We start from the raw sequence: 19,755 nt of genomic DNA, 5'->3' as shown, positions 1-19,755 counted from the left end.
CCGAGCATGGGCTCGGCTCTACAGGGTGCCTGTCGTCAGCGCGCTTCGATGGCGAACCGTCCACTACCCACTGCGGCAATCCACAGCAGCAGTACGCCCAGCGGCACTTCGCTCAGGTAGAAGAACCAGCTCAGCCAATCCAGCACGCCAAGCCCTGCAGGAATGCGCGCGATGCCATCGGTCAGCGCAGCCACTACGCAGATCGCCGCCAGCAGCAGGGCTGAGGGGCGGCTCAAAAGGCCCAGCACCAGCAGACCACCCGCAATCCACTCGATCGCACCGAGTACCGGCGCACTGAACACCGGGAATGGGATACCGGCATCGACCAGCGTATGCACCATGCGCTCGCGCCCGGCATCGGTGAACACCTTGTTCCAGCCGGAAACACAGAACATCACACCGGCGACGATGCGGGCGAGCAGCAACAACAACGCTTCCACGCCGCGGCGTGGTGGCGGCACGGCAAACAGGTAACGCCAGGAGGGCATGGCAACTCCGCAGATCGAGGGCATCGCAGCGAGTGTGCCCGTCGCCGACCTGCTCGTGCATGAAGCGGACCAGTCCGTTCGCGACAAACGCAGGTTTCTGTAGAGCCGAGCCCATGCTCGGCTGCTCCTGCGAGAACATCAGCCGAGCATGGGCTCGGCTCTACAGCAGCCCCGGCCCCCCCCCGCCTTACGGGTACAGCAGGCGCTTGCTCCAGCGCCCTTCGGCGCCGGCTTCATAGCACCAGCGCTCGTGCAGGCGGAACTGCGCGCCAAACCAGAACTCGATGCGGTCAGGCACCACGCGCAGGCCGCTCCAGCCTTCCGGGCGCGGCACGTCCTTGCCTTCGAAGCGCGCTTCGACCTCGGCCACGCGCGCGTCGAACTCCTCGCGGGTTGCCAGCGTCTTCGACTGCTGCGAGGCCCAGGCGCCGATCTGGCTCATGCGCGGGCGGCTGGCGAAATAGGCGTCGGCCTCGGCGTCGGCGACCTGCTCGACACGACCCTCGATGCGCACCTGGATGCCGGCCTCGCGCAGGCTGCGCCACAGGAACAGCAGCGCGGCCTGCGGATTGGACCGCAGCTCACGGCCCTTGTGGCTGTCCAGGTGCGTGTAGAAGACGAAGCCGCGCTCGTCGAAGGCCTTCAGCAGCACGGTGCGCGCCGACGGGCGTCCCTGCGCATCTGCAGTCGCCACGGTCATCGCGTTGGGCTCGACCTCGCGGCTCTGTTTGGCCTCCTCGAACAGGCGGGCAAACGTGGACAGGGCTTCGGCGTACAGGTCGCTCATGATGGCGTTGTTCTCACACGGTTTGGGCTATTGTGGCTGCATGGCCGCTGCTGCGTATATGCCCCAGGTGAAAGGATTCCCCGAAACATTGGCCGAACAGGCGCTGGACGATGCACTGTCCAGCGGTGCAGCGGTTCCAGTATTGGCGATCAGCGGCCTGCAGGGGAGCGGCAAATCGACGCTGGCCGCACAGGTGGTCGCACGCGCCCGGGCTCGCGGCCTGTGCGCGGCCAGCCTGTCGATCGACGATGTCTACCTGACCCGTGCGCAGCGCCAGCGCCTGGCGCGCCAGGTGCATCCGCTGCTGATGACCCGCGGCCCACCCGGTACCCATGACCTGACGCTGGCGCACAGCGTGCTGGACGCCGTAGCAGCGCGCCGCCCCCTGGCGATGCCGCGCTTTGACAAGCTGGCCGATGAACGCTTGGCCGAGGTGCAATGGCCGCACTTGGACACGCCACTGGACCTGCTGGTGTTCGAGGGATGGTTCCTCGGTACGCCCGCGCAGGATGACGCAGCGCTGGATGCCCCGTTGAACGCGCTGGAACGCGAAGCCGACAGCGACGGCCGCTGGCGCCGCTGGTGCAACCAGGCGCTGGCCCGCGACTACCCCGCGCTGTGGCAGCGTTGCGACCGCCTGTGGTTCCTGCAACCGCCGGATTTCGCGGTGGTACCGCGCTGGCGCTGGCAGCAGGAGCAGAACCTGCAGGCCGCGCAGCCGGGCCGGCACGGCATGAGCCGGCCGCAGCTGGAGCGTTTCGTGCAGTACTACGAGCGGGTCAGCCGGCAGGCACTGCGCACGCTTCCCACGCTCGCCGACCACGTCGTGGTCCTGGACGGCCAGCGGCAGGTGCAGGCCGTGCGCTGAGCGCGGCTATTCCACCAGGAAGGTCACCCGCAGGTTGACCCGCCATTCGGTGATCTCGCCGCTGCCGTTGGTGACCACCTTGGTCTCGTTCACCCAGGCGCCCTGGATGCCCTTGACCGTCTCGGAAACCTTCTTCAGTCCGCTGCGCACCGCATCCTCCACGCTCTTCGGCGAGGAGGCGGTGATCTCGATGACCTTGGCGACCGTCATGACCTGTGCTCCGGTTGGCGCGGGAACCCCCGCAGGAATGCCCACCCTGACGTGAAGAACGTAAAGGCCAGGGCACGGAGGTGTTAGCATCAGAGGGCATGAATCCTGCTCCGAACCTGATCCTGATCGGCCCGATGGGCGCCGGCAAAACCTGCATCGGCCGCCGCCTGGCCGAGCGCTTCACGCTGGACTTCGTCGATGTCGACCAGGCCATCGTCGAGGCTGCCGGCGCCGGCATCCCGACCATTTTCGAGCATGCCGGCGAAGCCGGTTTCCGCCACCATGAACGCCAGGCCCTGGCCCGCGTGCTGGAAGGCCGCGGCCAGCTGGTCTCCACCGGCGGTGGCGCGGTGCTGGATCCGGACAACCGTGCACTGATCGCCCAGCGTGGCTTCGTGGTCTACCTGCGGGTCAGCGTGGCCGCGCAGCTGGAACGCCTGGCCCGCGACAAGGGCCGGCCGCTGCTGCAGCGCCCGGACCGCGAGCAGGTGCTGCACGATCTGGCCGCGCACCGCGACCCGCTGTACCGCGAACTGGCCGACCTCACCCTCGATACCGACCCGTACACCGCTGCCGACGCGACCGCCCAGCTGGTGGTCAAGCTGGCCACGCAATGGCAGCGCCAGGACCTGAACGCATGACTTCTCCCGCCCTGCTGCAGGTCGCCGTTGGCGGCGACCGGCCCTACTCCATCACCATCGGCGCAGGCGCGCTGGCCGACGGCGCCGCGCTGGCCGCGCATGTGCGCGGCCGCCATGTGCTGCTGCTCAGCGACAGTGAAGTCGCCCCGCGCTATCTGGCGCCGGTGAAGCAGACGCTGCTGGCCGCTCGCCCCGACCTGGTCATCGGCGAGCACGTGCTGGCCGCGGGCGAAGCCTCCAAGACGCTGGCCGAGTTCGGCCGCGCGATCGAAGCGCTGGCCGCGCTCGGCGCCACCCGCGACGCCTGCGTCTTCGCCCTCGGCGGCGGCGTGGTCGGTGATCTCGCCGGTTTCGCTGCCGCCTGCTGGATGCGCGGCGTGGACTGCGTGCAGCTGCCGACCACCCTGCTGGCAATGGTCGATTCGTCGGTGGGCGGCAAGACCGCAGTCGACATTCCGGCCGGCAAGAACCTGGTCGGTGCCTTCCATCCGCCGCGTGCGGTCATCGCCGATACCCGCGTGCTGGCCACCCTGCCGCCACGCGAGCTGCGTGCCGGCCTGGCCGAAGTGGTGAAGTACGGCGCGCTGGGTGATGCCGTGTTCTTCGAGTGGCTGCAGCAGCATGCCGATGCGCTGCTGGCCGGCGAGGATGCGGTGCTGGCCGAGGCCATCGCGCGCAGCTGCCGGCACAAGGCCGCCATTGTCGAGCGCGACCCGTTCGAAAAGGGCGAGCGTGCCCTGCTCAACCTCGGCCACACCTTCGGCCACGCCATCGAGACCGAACAGGGCTATTCGGCCCCGGGCCGCGATGCGCTGAACCACGGCGAGGCGGTGGCGGTGGGCATGGTGCTGGCGGCGAAGCTGTCCACCGACCTGGGCCTGGCCGACGATGCCGACCGCGCGCGCCTGCAGGCCCTGCTGGAACGCCTCGGCCTGCCGGTGGCGATCCCGGGCGGGCTGGAGCCGCAGGCCCTGCTCGGCCGCATGCGCCTGGACAAGAAGAACGTGGCCGGCCGCCTGCGCCTGGTGTTGTGGCGCGGGATGGGCCGCGCCGAAGTGGTGCCGGACGTGGATGAGGCGGCGGTGCTGAAGGTGCTGTCGGTCCGGTAGTGCCGGCCGCGTTGCGGCCGGGGTCACCCTGGCCCCGCTACAATCGGCGCCATGCACGTTTACCTGCAACATCCCGACGCCGGTGCGCAGGCACCGCGCTTCCTGCGCCTGAGCCTGCTGCCGGACCTGTTCGGCGGCTGGGAGCTGCTGCGCGAGAGCGGCCGTGTCGGCAGCCGCTCGCAGCTGCGGCGCGAGCTGTTCCTGCAGGCCGACGACGCCCGCCACGCCTTCGAGAAGGCCCGTGATGCCGAACTGCATCGCGGCTTCCAGATCCTTTCGCACGGCGACTGACGCCGCTGCTCCTCCCGTCCAAGGAATGCCCATCGTGACCAGCCCTCTCCGCAACGATCGCCTGCTGCGCGCCCTGCGCCGCGAACCGGTGGACTGCACCCCCGTCTGGCTGATGCGCCAGGCCGGCCGCTACCTGCCGGAATACCGCGCGACCCGGGCCAAGGCCGGCAGCTTCCTGGCCATGGCCAAGACCCCGGAGATTGCCTGCGAAGTCACCCTGCAGCCGCTGCGCCGGTTCCCGCTGGACGCGGCCATCCTGTTCTCGGACATCCTCACCATTCCCGACGCGATGGGCCTGGAGCTGTACTTCGTCGAAGGCGAAGGCCCGAAGTTCCGGCACCCGGTGCGTGACGAAGCCGCCGTCGCCCGGCTGGCGGTGCCGGACATGGAACAGGACCTGGGCTACGTGATGGATGCGGTACGGCTGATCCGCCGCGAGCTGGACGGCCAGGTACCGCTGATCGGCTTCTCCGGCAGCCCGTGGACACTGGCCTGCTACATGGTGGAAGGCGGTGGCAGCAAGGACTTTGCGCGCATCAAGGCCATGGCACTGAACCATCCGCAGGCCCTGCACCGCCTGCTGGAGGTCACCACCGACGCCGTGATCGCCTACCTCGGCGCGCAGCGCGCCGCCGGTGCGCAGGCGCTGCAGGTGTTCGACACCTGGGGTGGCGTGCTGTCGCCGTCGATGTACCGCGAGTTCTCGCTGCGCTACCTGCAGCGCATTGCCGAGGGGCTGGAGCGCGGCGAAGGCAGCGAGCGCACGCCGCTGATCCTGTTCGGCAAGGGCACCGGCCTGCACCTGGAAGCGCTGTCGCAGACCGGCGCCGATGCACTCGGCCTGGACTGGACGCTGGACCTGGACGAGGCGATGCGCCGCACCGGTGGCCGCGTCGCCCTGCAGGGCAACCTCGACCCGACCACGCTGTACGCTTCGCCGGATGCGATCGCCGCGGCCGCCGCGCGCGTGCTCGACACCTATGCCGCCGGCAACGGCGGCTCGCGCGAGGGCCATGTGTTCAACCTCGGCCATGGCATGTCGCCGGACATGGACCCGGCGCATGTACAGGTGCTGGTCGACGCAGTGCACGCGCACAGCCAACGCTGAGCATTCCGCAGGCAGGTACGGCGCGACCTTGATCGCGCCGTGACCCGCAGTGCGCGATCATGGCGGCCCCCACGCTGCACCGGCCGCACCCCATGTCCACATCGCCATCGACCTACAACCGCCAGCGTCCCCTGCTGTGGCTGGTGTCCCTGGCGATCTTCATGCAGATGCTGGACTCGACCATCGTCAACACGGCGTTGCCGGCGATGGCGGCCAGCCTGGGCGAGAGCCCGCTGCAGATGCAGTCGGTGGTGTTCAGCTATGCGCTGGCGGTGGCCACCTTCATTCCCGCCTCGGGCTGGATCGCCGACCGCTATGGCACCCGGCGCACCTTCCTGGTGGCGATCATCCTGTTCACCCTCGGCTCGCTGGCCTGCGCGCTGGCCCAGCACCTGCACCAGCTGGTCGGTGCGCGCGTGCTGCAGGGCATCGGCGGTGCGATGCTGCTGCCGGTCGGCCGGCTGGCGGTGATGCGCTCGGTGCCCCGCGAGGATTTCCTGCGCGCGATGAGCTTCATCGCCATCCCCGCGCTGGTCGGCCCGCTGATCGGCCCCACGCTGGGCGGCTGGCTGGTCGAGATCGCCTCATGGCACTGGGTGTTCCTGATCAACCTGCCGATCGGCGTGATCGGTTTCATCGCCGCGATGAAGATCATGCCCGACCATTACGCCAGCCACCGCACCCGCTTCGACCTGCGCGGCTACGTCATGCTGGCCTTCGCGATGGTGGTGCTGTCGCTGGCACTGGACGGCATCTCCGGCCTGGGTACGCCACACGCACTGGTGATGCTGATGACCGTGGCTGGCCTGGCCGCGCTGGTGGGCTACTGGCTGCACGCCGCCAACTCGACCGCACCGTTGTTCTCGCTGGCCCTGTTCCGCGTGCCCAGCTACCGCATCGGCATTCTCGGCAACCTGTTCTCGCGCATCGGCAGCAGCGCGATGCCGATGCTGATCCCGCTGCTGCTGCAGGTCGGCCTCGGCCTGGGCCCGATGCATGCCGGCCTGATGATGGTGCCGGTAGCGGCCGCCGGCATGGTCTCCAAGCAGCTGGCGGTGAGGCTGGTCGAGCGCTTCGGTTACCGCCGCGTGCTGATGGTCAACACCGTGCTGGTCGGCCTGGCGATGGCCAGCTTCATCCTGATGACACCCGGCCAGCACCTGGCCTGGCGCCTGCTGCAGCTGGCGTTCTTCGGCGCGGTCAATTCGCTGCAGTTCACCGTGATGAACACCGTGACCCTGCGCGATCTGGACCGTGAGTTCGCCAGTTCCGGCAACAGCCTGCTGTCGATGGTGATGATGCTGGCCGCCGGCTTCGGTGCTGCTGCGGCCGGCAGCCTGCTGGCCGCGTTCGGCAACCACCTGGACAGCAACAGCGCCACCGCCGCGCTGCATGCCACGTTCCTGTGCGTGGGCGCGATCACGCTGACCTCGACGATGATCTTCTGGCAGCTGCCCGACACCAAGCCCGAACCGCGGCAGGTCGAGCACGTCGCGGAGTGAAGGTGGTTCGGCAGGGCCTGCGGCCCTGCACCTGCGGTAGTGCCGGCCGCTGGCCGGCAACAGCAACAGCGAGCATTCCGTGGGTTGGCAGGGCGGTGCGGGCTTGCAGGACACGCCGTAAATCCCGCTCCGCGGTCCGGCCCAGCCGCCGGCGGCTGCGCGTTCGGGCGCTTGCGAAGCAGTGCTTCGCAAGCAAAGCGCCCTCACCCATGGGGGCTCGATGGCGCCATCCATGGCGCCAACGGTCCTGCAAGCCCACACCGCCCCACCTCTGACAGGTTCACGCGGCTGTGGGTAACGGCGACTGTTGGAACGCGCGGTTGTTGGTAGGTGTCGACCTTGGTCGACACATCTGTCAGATATCGAATTCCAGATTGGGGTCAGAGCCCGTTGCGCAGAAACGGGATCCGACCCCGAGCTCCGACAGATCGCGGAAAACTGTCGAAGGCGGGCTTTTGACGTTGACGTTGACGTTGATTCTGCAGGTGCAGGACTGCAAGCCCTGCAATAAACCCTACCTGCCCATCGCCCTGGCGATCGCTTCCACCAGCAGTTCACCGGTCACCGGCTTGCGCAGGAAGCCGCCGATGCCGGCCGCTTCCACCTGCTGCTGAAGGTCCGGATCAGTCCGCGCGGTCACCGCCAGCAGCGGCAGCATGTAGCCCTGGTTACGCAGGTGCTGGGCCAGTTCGAAGCCGCTCAGGCCGGGCAGGTCCAGATCCAGCAGGCCGACGTCGAAATCGCCGGCACTGATCTCGCGCAGCGCCGCCAGCGCATGGCCGGCATGCACCACCTCGTGGCCGCGTGCGCTCAACAACCCCCGCACCACATCGGCCACGGTGGCATCGTCCTCGACCAGCAGCACCCGCAGCGGTGGCATGTTCGCCGCATCGTCGCGATGCCCCTCGGCGGACACCTCGGCGTCACCGTCCACCACCAGTGGCAACGGCAGGGTGACGCCGAAGCAGGTGCCCCGGCCCAGCTGGCTCTCCACCTGGATCCGCCCCTGCATCGCTTGTGCCAGCTCGCGGCAGATCGCCAGGCCCAGGCCGCTGCCACCGTACTGCGCTGCCGTACGTGCACCATCGGCCTGCTCGAAGCGTCGGAACAGGCGCTGCTGCTGTTCCTGGCTGATGCCCGGGCCGGTATCACGTACCTCGAAATGCAGCGCGCGCAGCTCGCCATCGCAACGTGCATGCAGGGTGATGGTGCCGCGGCTGGTGAATTTCACTGCGTTCGACAGCAGGTTCAGCAGGATCTGCCGCACGCGCATGGCATCACCGGTCGCCTGCAGGCCCGGCGGCAGCTGGTTGTCCAGGACGAAGCGCAGGCCCTTCTGTGCAGCCAGCGGGCCCATCAGCGCCGCCAGATCCTGCAGCAGGCCATTCAACGCAAACGACTGGGACTGCAGCTCCAGGCGCCCGGACTCGATCCGCGCCAGGTCCAGCGCATCGTTGACCAGATGCAGCAGGTGCTCGCCCGCATGCCGGATCGACTGCGTGTAGCCGCGCTGCTGCGGGTCCAGTGGCGAAGCCAGCAGCAGCTCGCTCATGCCCAGCACGCCGGTCATCGGCGTACGGATCTCATGGCCAAGGTTGGCCAGGAAGCGGGTCTTGGCCGCCGAGGCCTGCTCGGCCAGTTCCTGCTTGTGCAGCGCCAGCTGGTAGGCGTGGCGCCGCTGCAGGCGGCGTCGGTACAACCAGGCGAACCAGCTGGTCAGCAGCAACCCGACCGACGCCAGTACCAGCAGGCCGGACAGGCTGCGCCACCACGGCGGCTGCACGCGGAACTCCAGGCTCTGCACCCGCGACCACACATGGTCGGCCGAGCGTGCCTGCACCTCCAGCCGGTAGCTGCCCGGCGCCAGGCGCGAGAACAGGCGCTCGCCCGCCGGACCGACTTCAACCCAATCCGGGTCGTAGCCGGCCAGGCGGTAACGGTAGGTATTGGACGCCGAGTCGGCGAAGGACAGCAATCGCGCGACGATGCGCAGGTCGCGATCGCCATCGGCGATCTGCAACGGCGCATCGTGGGTCATGTCCAGCACCTGTTCGTTGCGGCGCACTTCCACCCGCTCGATCACCAGTGGCGCGCGACGTACCGAAGGCCGTACCTGCTCCGGGTCGAACACCACCGCGCCCGCTGCCGTTCCGGCCACCAGGTGGCCATCGGCCGCTGCGATCAAGGTGTGCTCGCGGAATTCCTGGCTTGGCAGGCCGTCGTGCACGCCGTACAGGCGCACGCTCTGCCCATCGGCACTGACACGTACCAGGCCGCGTGCGCTGGTCGCCCAGGCCACGCCCTGCGCATCCACCACCAGGCCAGAGGCGGAGATCGCCGGATAGCCCTGTTCGGCACCGACCACCGCCTGCCGTTCCAGCCGCCCCTGGCTCCAGCGGTATCGCGACAGGCGCCCGTCCTCGGACAACCAGACCTGGCCGTCACGGCCCACATGCAACGCATGGATGGCCGTTGCCGGCGCACCCGGCACCGGCTGGAAGCGTTCGCTTTCCGGCAGCCACTGCAGCAGGCCACGGCTGCTGGCCAGCCAGATATGGTCCTGCGGACCGCATTCCACATCGAGGTTGAGCTGGCCCTGCTGCAGGCCGCGCTGGCCATTGTCCAGCTGGCGCCGCAGGCGTCCGTCGAGATCACGTTGCTGCAGGCCCGCGGGAAGCATCAACCAGAGGCTGTCGCCGTCGCAGGTCATCATCGCTTCGATGACCCCTTCCATCGCCGCATCGGTACCGGCATCACGGCCCCAACGACGCAGTTCGCGCCGTTGCGGGTCGTAGCGCACCAGTGCATCGGTCGATCCGATCCAGACCTGGCCACGCCGGTCCTCGCGCACCGAGGTCAGCCAGTGCATGCCGTTGACCCAGGTGCGGTGCTGCTCGATCCTGCCGGTCTTCGGATCGAAGCGGTCCAGCGCGCCATGGCTGCCCACGGTCCAGACACCGCCATTGCTGGACGGGCTGGTGCCCAGCACGAGCGCATTGCGCAGCGAGCTGGGGTCGTCCTCCAGCCGCGACAGCACCGAGAACTGCCACCAGCGTGGCAGCAGGTGCCACAACCCGGCATTGGTGCTGGCCAGCCAGATGCCACCTTCGCGGTCCTCATAGGCACCGGTCCAGTTCGGCCGCACCGGACCGCGTGCGATCGCGCTGTACAGCGGCACGGTCTGGTACTGGCCGTCGACCGCACGTCCCAGCCCGGTGCGCGTATCCAGCCAATGCCCGCCCTGCTCGTCGCGCAGCATCATGCCCAGCACCTGCTCGCCTGGCGGCAGCTTCCACGGTGGTGCCTCGAAGCGGCCATCCGGGCGGCGCACGGTGGCCCCGGCCATCGTGCTGATCCACAGGCTGCCATCGGGCTCGGCGGTCAACCCGTTGATCAGCAGGCTGGGAATGATGTCCGTACCGACACGCTCGAAGTCGGTCCCGGTCCAGCGTGCCACGCCATGCTTGGTGCCGATCCACAGGCTGCCATCGGCCAGCGTGGCCAGGTAGGGCACCGACGACGAAGGCAGGCTGCGCGGATTGTTCGGCTCGGGCAGGAAGCGCTGCAGGCGGTCCTGGCTGTCCAGGCGGTACAGGCCGCCTTCGTGGGTACCGAACCAGATCGAGCCATCAGGCGTGCTGGCCAGGCTCCAGACCGTGTTGGTGCCCATCAACGGCTGGCTGCTGCGGTCGTAGAAGTGCAGCTGCCGGCGGTCGGCCGACATGCGCACCAGGCCAGCGTTCTCGGTGCCTATCCACAACTGGTTGCGGGCATCGACCAGCACCGTCCAGATGCGGTTGTCACGCAGTCCATCCTCGGAACGCCACACGCGGTAAGTGCGGCCGTCATAGCGGGCCAGGCCATCGTTGGTGGCGATCCACAGGTAGCCGTACCGGTCCTCGGCCATGCGGTTGACGGTATTGGACGGCAGGCCATCGAACACCGTCACCTGCCGCGGGCTCGGAGGCACCGGCTGTGCCGCAGCGGGCAACGCGCCGCACAGGAGGACCAGCAGCAGCATCGCCGCCCGCAGATACACCACCGATTGCCTCCTCACGCTGGTCCTGATGATTCCCGCGCTGCGGGCGTCGGCATGGTAAACCGAAAGTCGCGCCGTTCACGCCCGGCGCCGGCACAGTCACGCAGTTGCCTGCCGTTTCGCACGCGCCTGGGCGATGGCCGCCACCAGCAGGTCGCCGGTCACCGGCTTGCGCAGGAAGCCATCGAAGCCGGCGGCCAGCACCTGGGTTTCGGCGTAGGCATCGGAACGGGCGGTCACTGCCACCAGCGGCAGTTCATAGCCCATGGTGCGCAGCTGGCGGGCGATGGCCGTACCGTCCAGCGCGGGCAGATCGAGATCGAGCAGGCCGACGTCGAAACCATCGGTGGCGATCTCCGACAGCGCGCCCAGGCCATGCAGCACGTGGACCACCTCATGCCCGCGCACCCGCAGCAGGCCGGCGATGACCTCGGCCACCGTGGCGTCGTCCTCGACCAGCAGGATGCGCAGCGGCGGCAGTTCCGGCAGGGCCGCCACCTCGCCCGCGGTGCCGGCGGCCTGGCGCGTCCAGGGCAGGGGCAGGCGCACGCGGAACCGCGCACCCTTGCCAGGCTGGCTGTCCACTTCGATACGCCCCCCCATCGCCACCGCCAGTTCCTGGCAGATCGCCAGTCCCAGGCCACTGCCGCCGTAGCGCGACGCGGTGCGCGGACCGTCGGCCTGTTCAAAACGATGGAACAGGCGCTGCTGCTGCTCGGCATTGATGCCCGGGCCACTGTCATGCACTTCGAAACACAGGCCGCCCTTCTCTTCCAGGCGCACGGCCAGGCCGACGTGGCCGCGCTCGGTGAACTTGATGGCGTTGCCGAGCAGGTTCAGCAGGATCTGGCGCACGCGCATCTCGTCTCCACTGACACTGACCGGCCCTGCCGGGTTTTCACCGCGCCGGAATTCCAGCTGGCGCTGCTGCGCCATCGGCTGCATCAGGCCCTGCACCTGGTCAAGCAGTTCCTCCAGGTCGAACGGACGCAGATCCAGCTCAAGCCGCCCGGCTTCGATGCGGGCCAGGTCCAGCGCATCGTTGACCAGCCGCAGCAGATGGCTGCCGGCCTGCTGGATCGACCCCGCGTAGCCACGCTGCACCGGATCCAGCGGAGTCGCCAGCAGCAGTTCGCTCATGCCCAGCACGCCGGTCATCGGCGTGCGTACTTCGTGGCCCAGCGTGGCCAGGAAACGGCTCTTGGCCTGCGAGGCCTGCTCGGCCAGCTGCTGCTTGTGCACCGTCAGCTGCCATTGCTGGCGACGGCGCAGCCGCGCGCGGACCGACCAGACCAGGACCACCAGCAGCAGCGACCCCAGCAGGATGTAGCCGAAGATCGCCATGCCGCTGCGCCACCACGGCGGCAGCACCTTCACCTGCAACTGCTGCGAAGGCGTCCACGCGCCCCGGGCGGTCGCTGCCTGCACCTCGATGACGTAGCTGCCGGTCGGCAGCCGCGACAGGGTGCGCTGGCCATCGCCCCCCTGCTCCACCCAGTCCTGGTCATAGCCCTGCACGCGGAAGCGGTAACGGTTGCCCTGCGGGCTGGCATAGGACAGCAGCCGCGCATCGATCTGCAGATCGCGGTCATCCGGTCCCAGCAACAGGGTGCCGGTGAGCGGCAACGGTTGCCAGCCGCGCGCGTCGTCGCGGCGTACGCGCACTTCGGCGATCACCAGCGATGAAGAAGGCAGCACCGTGTCGTCGGCATTCACATCGAAGGCAACCAACCCGGTCTGGGTGACGGCCAGCACGCGACCATCTGCATTCACTGCCGGTGGCCGGCCGGTGAACTCCGCATCGGACAGTCCATCGCGCTCGTTGAACTGCTGCAGGCGCCGCGTTTTCGGGTCCCAACGCAGCAGGCCGCGCGGCGTCGTCGCCCACAGCTGGCCGTTGCCGGCCAGCGCCAGCCCGCCCATGGTGACCGGCGGCACGCCTGCACTGCCATCGATGCGCTGGATCAGGCGCAGGCTCATGCCATCCCACTGGTAGCGCTCGAACGCGCCTTGGCGCGCCAGCCACAACTGTTGCGGATCGATCCACACCAGGTCGTAGATGGGCCCGCGCGAAACGCCCGGTACTGCCTCGAAGCGTCCAGCCTGCTCGCGCCAGATGCCCATGTCACCCATCACCCAGGGCCGGCCATGGGCGTCGAAGCGGATCTGCTCGATCGGCGCATCGGCGGTCCCGCGGAAATGCTCCAGCGGATAGCGGTGCAGCAGCCGGCCCTCTGCATCGCGCTGCTGCAGGTCCAGGCCCATCACCGACACCCACACCGTGCCATCAGGCGCCTGCCGCATCAGGTCGATGCGCTGGCGCAGGTCGGCACTGCCATCGATCCGCAGATCGCGCAGCGCGCCGGTAGCCGGATCGTAGACGGTGATGCGGCCGCCGCGTCCCAGCCACAGGCGCCCATCCGGGCGCGGCAGCACCGACCACACCACGCCGCTGCCGAGCTGCCGGTCGCTGGCCAGCAGGCGCAGGGTGCCCTGCGCATCGAGCTGGTACACCCCTCGCGCCGAGCCGACGTAGTAGTTCTTCCCATCGCTGGCCGCGCTCAACAGGTACTGGCTGTCCAGCGGCTTGCCGTCGAGCTGGTTCCAGATCGAGAAGCGCCGCCAGTCCGGTGGCAGATAGGCCAGGCCCTGGGTCAGCAGCGCCACCCACAATCCGCCCTCGTGGTCCTGCAGCAGATCGAGCACACCGCTGTGCGCGGTCAGGAAGCCGCTGCCGCGGTCGCCCTCCAGCCGGCGCAGCGCCGCCGCATCCCCCCGCAACAGGCCATCGGAGGTGCCAGCCCAGTAGCCCCCCTGGCGATCGGCCAGGACCAGGGCCGAGCGCAGCTGGGCGCTGTCGGCCCATCGCGGACGACTGACCCGGTCCTGCCCATCGATGCGGTACAGGCCATCGTTCTGGCTGCCGACCCAGATCGAACCCTCCGCATCCCGGCTCAACCGGAGCACGCTCAGCGTGCCCAGTTCCCGCGCGGCCACCGGCTCGAATCCGCTGCCGTTCCAACGCGCCACGCCCGCTTCGGTGCCCAGCCACAGGCGGCCCTGCGCATCGACCAGGCTGGTGAAGATGCTGTTGCTGGGCAGGCCCCCCGGCTGCGCCGGGTCATGGGTGTAGAGGCGCACGCTGCCGTCCTCGCCAAGCCGGCAGACGCCATGGTTGTTGGTCCCGATCCACAAGGCGTTGTCGACATAGGCCAGCGCCCAGAACTGCCCCTGGCAGGTGGAATTGACCGTGTCGAAGGTCCGGAAGCGCTCGCGGTCGGCATCCAGGCGGGCCACGCCCTTGCCGTTGATGCCCACCCAGACCCGGTCCAGCGGATCGATCAGCAGGGTCTCGATCTCGTTGCCGGGCAGCGAGCCCGGCTGTTCCGGATCGTGCTCCCAGACCCGCAGGCTGTTGCCGTCATAACGGGCGAGTCCACCATCGGTGGCGGCCCAGATGTGGCCCTGGCGATCCTCGGCCAGCGCCACCACCATGCGTGACGGCAAGCCTTCGGCGGCACCGAAGCGGCGCAGGCGCGGTGTTTCTGCCATGTCCAGGGTCGCAGCCGCCGTGGCCAAAGCCATCAGCAGCAGTCCCATACCTGCGATGCCACGGCACCACCGGCGCCAGCCGCTCGTCATCCTGAACCCCCTGTCCTGGGCCGATTGTCACACAGGGCCGGGTTCATGGCTGCAACAGGCTGTTTCCAGCGGCGGCCCCACCACGAACTGTTGCAGCCATGCACGCAACGTTGGCAGGGGGCTGTGCGTATGATCACAGCGTCACCTTCCGGAGCCCGCCATCGATGCGTCCCTGCCTGGCCCTGCTGCCGATGCTGCTCGCCACCGCCCCTGCCTGGGCGGCCACCGACACCTATCGCCTCGATCCGGTGCACACGCGGGTGCTGTTCTCCATCGATCACGCGGGCTACTCGCAGGCCATGGGCACCGTGTCCGGCAGCGAGGGCCGCGTGCTGTTCGATCCCGACAACTGGCGCGACGCCACCCTGGAAGTGGACATTCCGGTGTCGCGTCTGGACCTTGGCGACGCCAAGTGGAACCAGGCCACGCTGGCCCGCAGCCTGCTCGATGGCGAGCGATTCCCCAGCGCACGCTTCGTCTCCAGCCGGGTCGAACCGATCGACGCCAAGCGTGCGCATGTGATCGGCACGCTGACCCTGCGCGGGGTCAGCCAGGAAGTCACCCTGGACGTGACCCTCAACGCGCTCAAGCGCTACCCGCTCCCTCCATTCCGACGCACCGCCGGGTTTTCCGCCAGCACGACGCTGAGCCGGCGCGCGTTCGGCATCACCGCCTGGCCGGGGGTCATCGGTGATGCGGTACAGGTGCGGATCGAGGCCGAAGCCACCCTCGACCGCAGCGACGCCCCGGGAACTCCCGCTCCCGTTCCACACTCCGACCACACGACGGCCCCCAAGGACCCTTCATGACCGCCAAGAACACCCCCGCCGCGTGGGGAAGTGTCAGCCAGCTCCTGCACTGGTTGATCGCACTGCTGATCCTCGCCCTGGGCGTGGTCGGCCTGACCATGGGCGAACTGCCCAAGACGCCCAAGTACTTCTGGGTCTACACCGCGCACAAGTCGATCGGCATCACCGTGCTGGCGCTGGTGCTGTTCCGTCTCGGCTGGCGCCTGTATGCCGGTGCGCCGAAGCAGGTGCCGGGCGTGCCCAGCTGGCAGGAACGCATCGCCAGTGCCACCCACGTGCTGCTGTACGTGCTGATGTTTGCCATTCCGCTGTCGGGCTGGCTGTACGATTCGGCCAGTGGCCTGCGCCCGTTCCGTTGGTTCGGCCTGGTCGACGTGCCCAAGCTGAGCGGCCCCGACCCGCAGGTCGTCGCGGTGTCCCATGCCCTCCACGAATACGGCTTCTGGCTGTTGATCGCGGTAGTGCTGGCCCATGCCGGCGCTGCCTTCTACCACCACCTGTTCCAGCGCGATGCAACGCTGTCCCGCATGTTGCCGCGCGGCTGGCTCGCCTCCCCTCAGAAGGACTGACCGATGAACCTGAAACTGACCACTCCGGCCGCCGTGGCTGCCGCCCTGGCCGGCATGCTGGCCACCGCCCCGGCGCTCGCTGCGGAGTATGCGCAGGCCCCCGGTGCCGGCTCGATCCTGGTGTTCGCCAGCAAGTACGACGGCGAAGTGTTCACCGGCAGCTTCCCGGGCTTCGCCACCAGGCTCAGCTTCGACCCGGCCAACCCGGCCGCCGGTTCGCTGGATGTGGTGATTCCGCTGGCAGGCGCCAGGAGCGGCAACAGCGACCGTGACTCGACCCTGCAGGGCGCCGACTTCTTCAATGTCGGCAAGTTCGCCACCGCGCGTTACACCGCCAAGGGCTTCCGCGCCGTGGGCAACGACCAGTTCGCCGCCGATGGCACCCTGGAACTGCGCGGCGTCAGCAAGCCGGTCACCCTGACCTTCACCTGGAAGCCGGGCACCCAGCCGGTGCTGACCGGCAAGGCCACGGTCAAGCGCCTGGACTTCGGCGTCGGCGGCGGTGACTGGGCCGATACCAAGACCATTCCGGACGACACCGCGATCAGCACGATCGTGAAGTTTGACGCGAAATAAGACCATCCGGTGATGCCGTGCCCGCGGCCGGCATCACCGGGCATCGCAACGCATCCGGTAGTGCCGGCTGCTGGCCGGCATCACCGGGAACAGAGGGGTTGCCGGCCAGCGGCCGGCACTACCGATCGACGGCCAACCAGGCCTGCACCGTGGCCGCATCGAACGGCCAGTCCAGCTCGCGCTCGCCGCGCTCGTCGCGCAGCACCGGCACGCGCGTGCCATAGCGCGCTTCCAGCGCCGGCTGGTCATCCAGGAACACCGATTCGAACTCCGGCGCCCGCGCCTTGGCCAGCTCGGCCAGGGCCAGGTCGCACAGGTGGCAATCGTCACGCTGGATCAGGGTCAGCACCAGTCAGGCTCCCGTGGCGGAAATGCTGCGCCGCAGCCATCGGATGGCCCGGCAAGCCGCTAGAATAGCCGCTTGTCCGGTACCCGCAGTTTGGCATCCATGGCTGTCAGCACGTTCGACGTTTTCAAGATCGGCATTGGCCCGAGCTCCTCGCACACCGTCGGACCGATGAAGGCCGCCGAGCGATTCATCCATCGCTGGCTGCTCGACCCGGGTCGCCTGCACGAGGTCGCGCGCATCCGCGCCGATGTCTACGGCTCGCTGGCCTTGACCGGCCGCGGCCATGGCACCGACAAGGCGATCCTGCTGGGCCTGGAAGGCCAACGGCCTAACCTGATCGACCCGGACATCATTCCGGCCACCCTGGAGCGCATCCGCAGCAGCAAGCGCATCCAGCTGATGGGCCAGCACGAGATCGCCTTCGACGAGAAGCGCGATCTCGGCATGAACAAGCGCCAGAAGCTGCCCTACCACACCAACGGCATGCGCTTCACCGCGTACAACGCCGACGACGAAGTGATCGCCACCCGCGATTACTACTCGGTCGGTGGTGGCTTCGTGGTCAACCAGGACGACGCAGCCGATGACCGCATCGTGCCCGATGAAACCCCGCTGCCCTACCCGTTCAAGAGCGGCGACGAGCTGCTGGCACAGACCGCACGCAGCGGCCTGAGCATCGCCCAGCTGATGTTCGAGAACGAAAAGTGCTGGCGCAGCGAAGACGAGATCCGCGCCCAGCTGCGCGAGATCTGGAGCGCGATGCAGTCGTGCGTCACCCGCGGCATCCGCGAGGAGGGCGTGCTGCCGGGTGGCCTGAAGGTCGGCCGTCGTGCACCGGCGCTGTACCGCGAGCTGTCGTCGAAGCCGGAAGCGGCGATGCGCGATCCGCTGACGACGCTGGACTGGGTCAACCTGTACGCACTGGCAGTGAACGAAGAGAACGCTGCCGGTGGCCGCGTGGTGACCGCACCGACCAACGGTGCGGCCGGCGTACTGCCGGCGGTGCTGCATTACTTCGACCGCTTCTGCCCCGGCGCCAACGAACAGCGCGTGTTCGATTTCCTGCTGACCTCGGCGGCGATCGGCATCCTGTACAAGGAAAACGCTTCGATTTCCGGTGCCGAAGTGGGCTGCCAGGGCGAAGTGGGCGTGGCCTGCTCGATGGCGGCCGGTGGCCTGGTCGCGGCGCTGGGGGGCAACCCGAGCCAGATCGAGAACGCCGCGGAAATCGGCATGGAACACAACCTGGGCCTGACCTGCGACCCGATCGGCGGCCTGGTGCAGATTCCCTGCATCGAGCGCAATGCAATGGGCGCGGTGAAGGCGATCAATGCCTCGCGCATGGCGATGCGTGGCGACGGCAAGCACAAGGTGTCGCTGGACAAGGTCATCAAGACCATGCGCGATACCGGCCGCGACATGCAGGACAAGTACAAGGAAACCAGCCGCGGTGGCCTGGCGGTGAACGTCATCGAGTGCTGAGGGCGACCGGCTCCGGCGCGATGGCGACGGGCCACAGGTAGAGTCGACTGTCAGTCGACCATCGCGCGCAGCGCGGGATTTCCGCGGCCTGAGGGAAGAGCAGTCGACCAACAGTCGACTCTACCCGGTCACCCTTGCCCGAACGGGCGACACCGTCACCGCGTTCCGGTTAGGCTCGGGGCTTCCCCACCCCGGATTGCCCCATGCGCGTGATCGCTGCCGCCCTGCTTGCCTGCCTTCCGCTGGCCGCCCTGGCCGCCCCCACCTACGGGCCTCGGCTGGAGGGTTTCGACTACGGCTATCCGGTGAAGACCTTCGCGCTGGAATCGCAGCGGCAGCCGCTGGAGATGGCCTACCTGGACATCGCGCCGAAGAAGGCACCCATCGGCGTGGTGGTGCTGCTGCACGGCAAGAACTTCTGTGCCGCCACCTGGAAGGAATCGATCAAGCCACTGGTCGCCGCCGGCTATCGGGTGATCGCCCCGGACCAGGTGGGCTTCTGCAAATCCAGCAAGCCCGAGCGTTACCAGTATTCGTTCGCGCAGCTGGCCGCCAACACCCATGCCCTGCTGCTACAGCTGCAACTGGGTGACGTCCCGGTGCACCTGGTCGGTCATTCGATGGGCGGCATGCTGGCGGTGCGCTACGCGCTGATGTTCCCGCAGGACCTGCGCAGCCTGTCGCTGGTCAATCCGATCGGGCTGGAGGACTGGAAGGCGCTGGGCGTCCCCTGGCGCAGCGTCGACGCGTGGTACGCCGGCGAAATGAACATCAGCTATGACAGCATCCGCCGCTACCAGCTGGAGGTGTACTACGACGGCAAATGGAAACCGGCCTACGAACCGTGGGCGCGGATGCAGTCGGGCATGTACGAAGGCCCGGGCAAGCAGGCCGTTGCATGGAGCCAGGCGCTGGCCTCGGACATGGTGTTCAACCAGCCGGTGGTCTACGAACTGAAGCACGTGCAGGTGCCGACCACGCTGTTCATCGGCCAGAAGGACCGCACCGCGATCGGGCGCGACCTGGCGCCGCCTGCGGTGAAGGCGACGCTGGGCAATTATCCGGTGCTGGGCAAAGCAGCGGCCGCAGCGATTCCCGGCGCGACGCTGGTCGAGTTCGCCGAACTGGGCCATTCGCCGCAGGTGCAGGACCCCAAGCAGTTCAACAGCGCGTTGTTGAAGGCCCTGAAGTCCCGCTGACCGGCAGGCGTGCCCTCTGTAGAGCCGAGCCCACGCTCGGCTCATGCGGCAGGACCGGGGTTCTGTCAGGAGCAGCCGAGCGTGGG

General features: G+C 68.5%; 17 protein-coding genes. 11 read left to right on the top strand and 6 right to left on the bottom strand.

All coding sequences use genetic code 11. The features are described 5' to 3' along the window. Positions 1–35 precede the first annotated feature (35 nt). Positions 36–488 (bottom strand): DoxX family protein, encoded by a 453-nt coding sequence (locus AC5P53_RS04925; RefSeq protein ID WP_241887030.1) that lies wholly within the window; start codon positions 486–488, stop codon positions 36–38. Positions 489–675: 187 nt separating this feature from the next. Beyond that, the gene (pdxH, locus tag AC5P53_RS04920) at positions 676–1,275 is read right to left on the bottom strand and encodes a pyridoxamine 5'-phosphate oxidase (RefSeq protein WP_241887031.1); all 600 of its coding nucleotides are present in this window, start codon (positions 1,273–1,275) and stop codon (positions 676–678) included. Positions 1,276–1,315: 40 nt separating this feature from the next. On the opposite strand from pdxH, the gene AC5P53_RS04915 reads away from it, so the two are divergent. Next, positions 1,316–2,143, top strand: a complete 828-nt coding sequence (locus tag AC5P53_RS04915) for a kinase (RefSeq protein WP_241887032.1) — start codon at positions 1,316–1,318, stop codon at positions 2,141–2,143. 6 nt (positions 2,144–2,149) lie between these two features. On the opposite strand, the gene AC5P53_RS04910 is transcribed toward AC5P53_RS04915, so the two are convergent. Next, positions 2,150–2,353 (bottom strand): dodecin family protein, encoded by a 204-nt coding sequence (locus tag AC5P53_RS04910; protein WP_005410663.1) that lies wholly within the window; start codon positions 2,351–2,353, stop codon positions 2,150–2,152. Between the two features lie 98 nt (positions 2,354–2,451). Here AC5P53_RS04910 and AC5P53_RS04905 point away from each other — a divergent pair, with 98 nt between their 5' ends. From AC5P53_RS04905 to mdtD, 5 genes are all read left to right on the top strand, one after another. Then, positions 2,452–2,994: a shikimate kinase gene (locus AC5P53_RS04905; protein WP_049468779.1), complete on the top strand. Its 543-nt coding sequence runs from the start codon at positions 2,452–2,454 to the stop codon at positions 2,992–2,994. Next, complete coding sequence (gene aroB, locus AC5P53_RS04900; protein WP_241887033.1) at positions 2,991–4,103, top strand: 3-dehydroquinate synthase; 1,113 nt, start codon at positions 2,991–2,993, stop codon at positions 4,101–4,103. The genes AC5P53_RS04905 and aroB overlap by 4 nt, the downstream gene beginning before the upstream one ends. A gap of 51 nt (positions 4,104–4,154) precedes the next feature. Beyond that, the gene (locus tag AC5P53_RS04895; protein WP_014648051.1) at positions 4,155–4,394 is read left to right on the top strand and encodes a WGR domain-containing protein; all 240 of its coding nucleotides are present in this window, start codon (positions 4,155–4,157) and stop codon (positions 4,392–4,394) included. 25 nt (positions 4,395–4,419) lie between these two features. Further along, complete coding sequence (hemE, locus tag AC5P53_RS04890) at positions 4,420–5,502, top strand: uroporphyrinogen decarboxylase (RefSeq protein ID WP_142235289.1); 1,083 nt, start codon at positions 4,420–4,422, stop codon at positions 5,500–5,502. A gap of 92 nt (positions 5,503–5,594) precedes the next feature. Continuing rightward, positions 5,595–7,004 carry a multidrug transporter subunit MdtD gene (gene mdtD / locus AC5P53_RS04885; RefSeq protein WP_014648053.1) on the top strand — a complete coding sequence of 470 codons (1,410 nt, stop codon included), beginning with the start codon at positions 5,595–5,597 and terminating at the stop codon, positions 7,002–7,004. A 514-nt stretch (positions 7,005–7,518) separates the two neighbouring features. Here mdtD and AC5P53_RS04880 read toward each other — a convergent pair. Both AC5P53_RS04880 and AC5P53_RS04875 read right to left on the bottom strand, forming a co-directional pair. Then, the gene (locus tag AC5P53_RS04880) at positions 7,519–11,046 is read right to left on the bottom strand and encodes a hybrid sensor histidine kinase/response regulator (protein ID WP_046432011.1); all 3,528 of its coding nucleotides are present in this window, start codon (positions 11,044–11,046) and stop codon (positions 7,519–7,521) included. Positions 11,047–11,142: 96 nt separating this feature from the next. Next, positions 11,143–14,685, bottom strand: coding sequence for a sensor histidine kinase (locus AC5P53_RS04875; RefSeq protein ID WP_142235288.1), 3,543 nt, complete (start codon positions 14,683–14,685; stop codon positions 11,143–11,145). Positions 14,686–14,849: 164 nt separating this feature from the next. On the opposite strand from AC5P53_RS04875, the gene AC5P53_RS04870 reads away from it, so the two are divergent. From AC5P53_RS04870 to AC5P53_RS04860, 3 genes are read left to right on the top strand one after another with little or no spacing between them, the layout of a single operon-like run. After that, entirely contained in the window at positions 14,850–15,494 is a 645-nt protein-coding gene (locus AC5P53_RS04870) for a YceI family protein (RefSeq protein ID WP_126411266.1), read from the top strand. After that, complete coding sequence (locus AC5P53_RS04865) at positions 15,491–16,063, top strand: cytochrome b/b6 domain-containing protein (protein WP_049441295.1); 573 nt, start codon at positions 15,491–15,493, stop codon at positions 16,061–16,063. Before AC5P53_RS04870 ends, AC5P53_RS04865 begins: the two co-directional genes overlap by 4 nt. A gap of 3 nt (positions 16,064–16,066) precedes the next feature. Next, positions 16,067–16,639 (top strand): YceI family protein, encoded by a 573-nt coding sequence (locus tag AC5P53_RS04860; RefSeq protein WP_111206429.1) that lies wholly within the window; start codon positions 16,067–16,069, stop codon positions 16,637–16,639. 118 nt (positions 16,640–16,757) lie between these two features. On the opposite strand, the gene AC5P53_RS04855 is transcribed toward AC5P53_RS04860, so the two are convergent. Continuing rightward, positions 16,758–16,988 carry a glutaredoxin family protein gene (locus tag AC5P53_RS04855; protein ID WP_049441297.1) on the bottom strand — a complete coding sequence of 77 codons (231 nt, stop codon included), beginning with the start codon at positions 16,986–16,988 and terminating at the stop codon, positions 16,758–16,760. A gap of 99 nt (positions 16,989–17,087) precedes the next feature. Between AC5P53_RS04855 and AC5P53_RS04850 the strand changes: the two genes are divergently transcribed. Then, positions 17,088–18,470: an L-serine ammonia-lyase gene (locus tag AC5P53_RS04850; RefSeq protein WP_006464040.1), complete on the top strand. Its 1,383-nt coding sequence runs from the start codon at positions 17,088–17,090 to the stop codon at positions 18,468–18,470. A 203-nt stretch (positions 18,471–18,673) separates the two neighbouring features. Continuing rightward, entirely contained in the window at positions 18,674–19,669 is a 996-nt protein-coding gene (locus AC5P53_RS04845) for an alpha/beta fold hydrolase (RefSeq protein WP_241887034.1), read from the top strand. Positions 19,670–19,755 lie beyond the last annotated feature (86 nt).

This window comes from Stenotrophomonas sp. YJH_SMC_82 (assembly GCF_059368875.1).
Note: the sequence above shows the minus strand (reverse complement) of the source record. Positions and strands in the feature narration are given on the sequence as shown.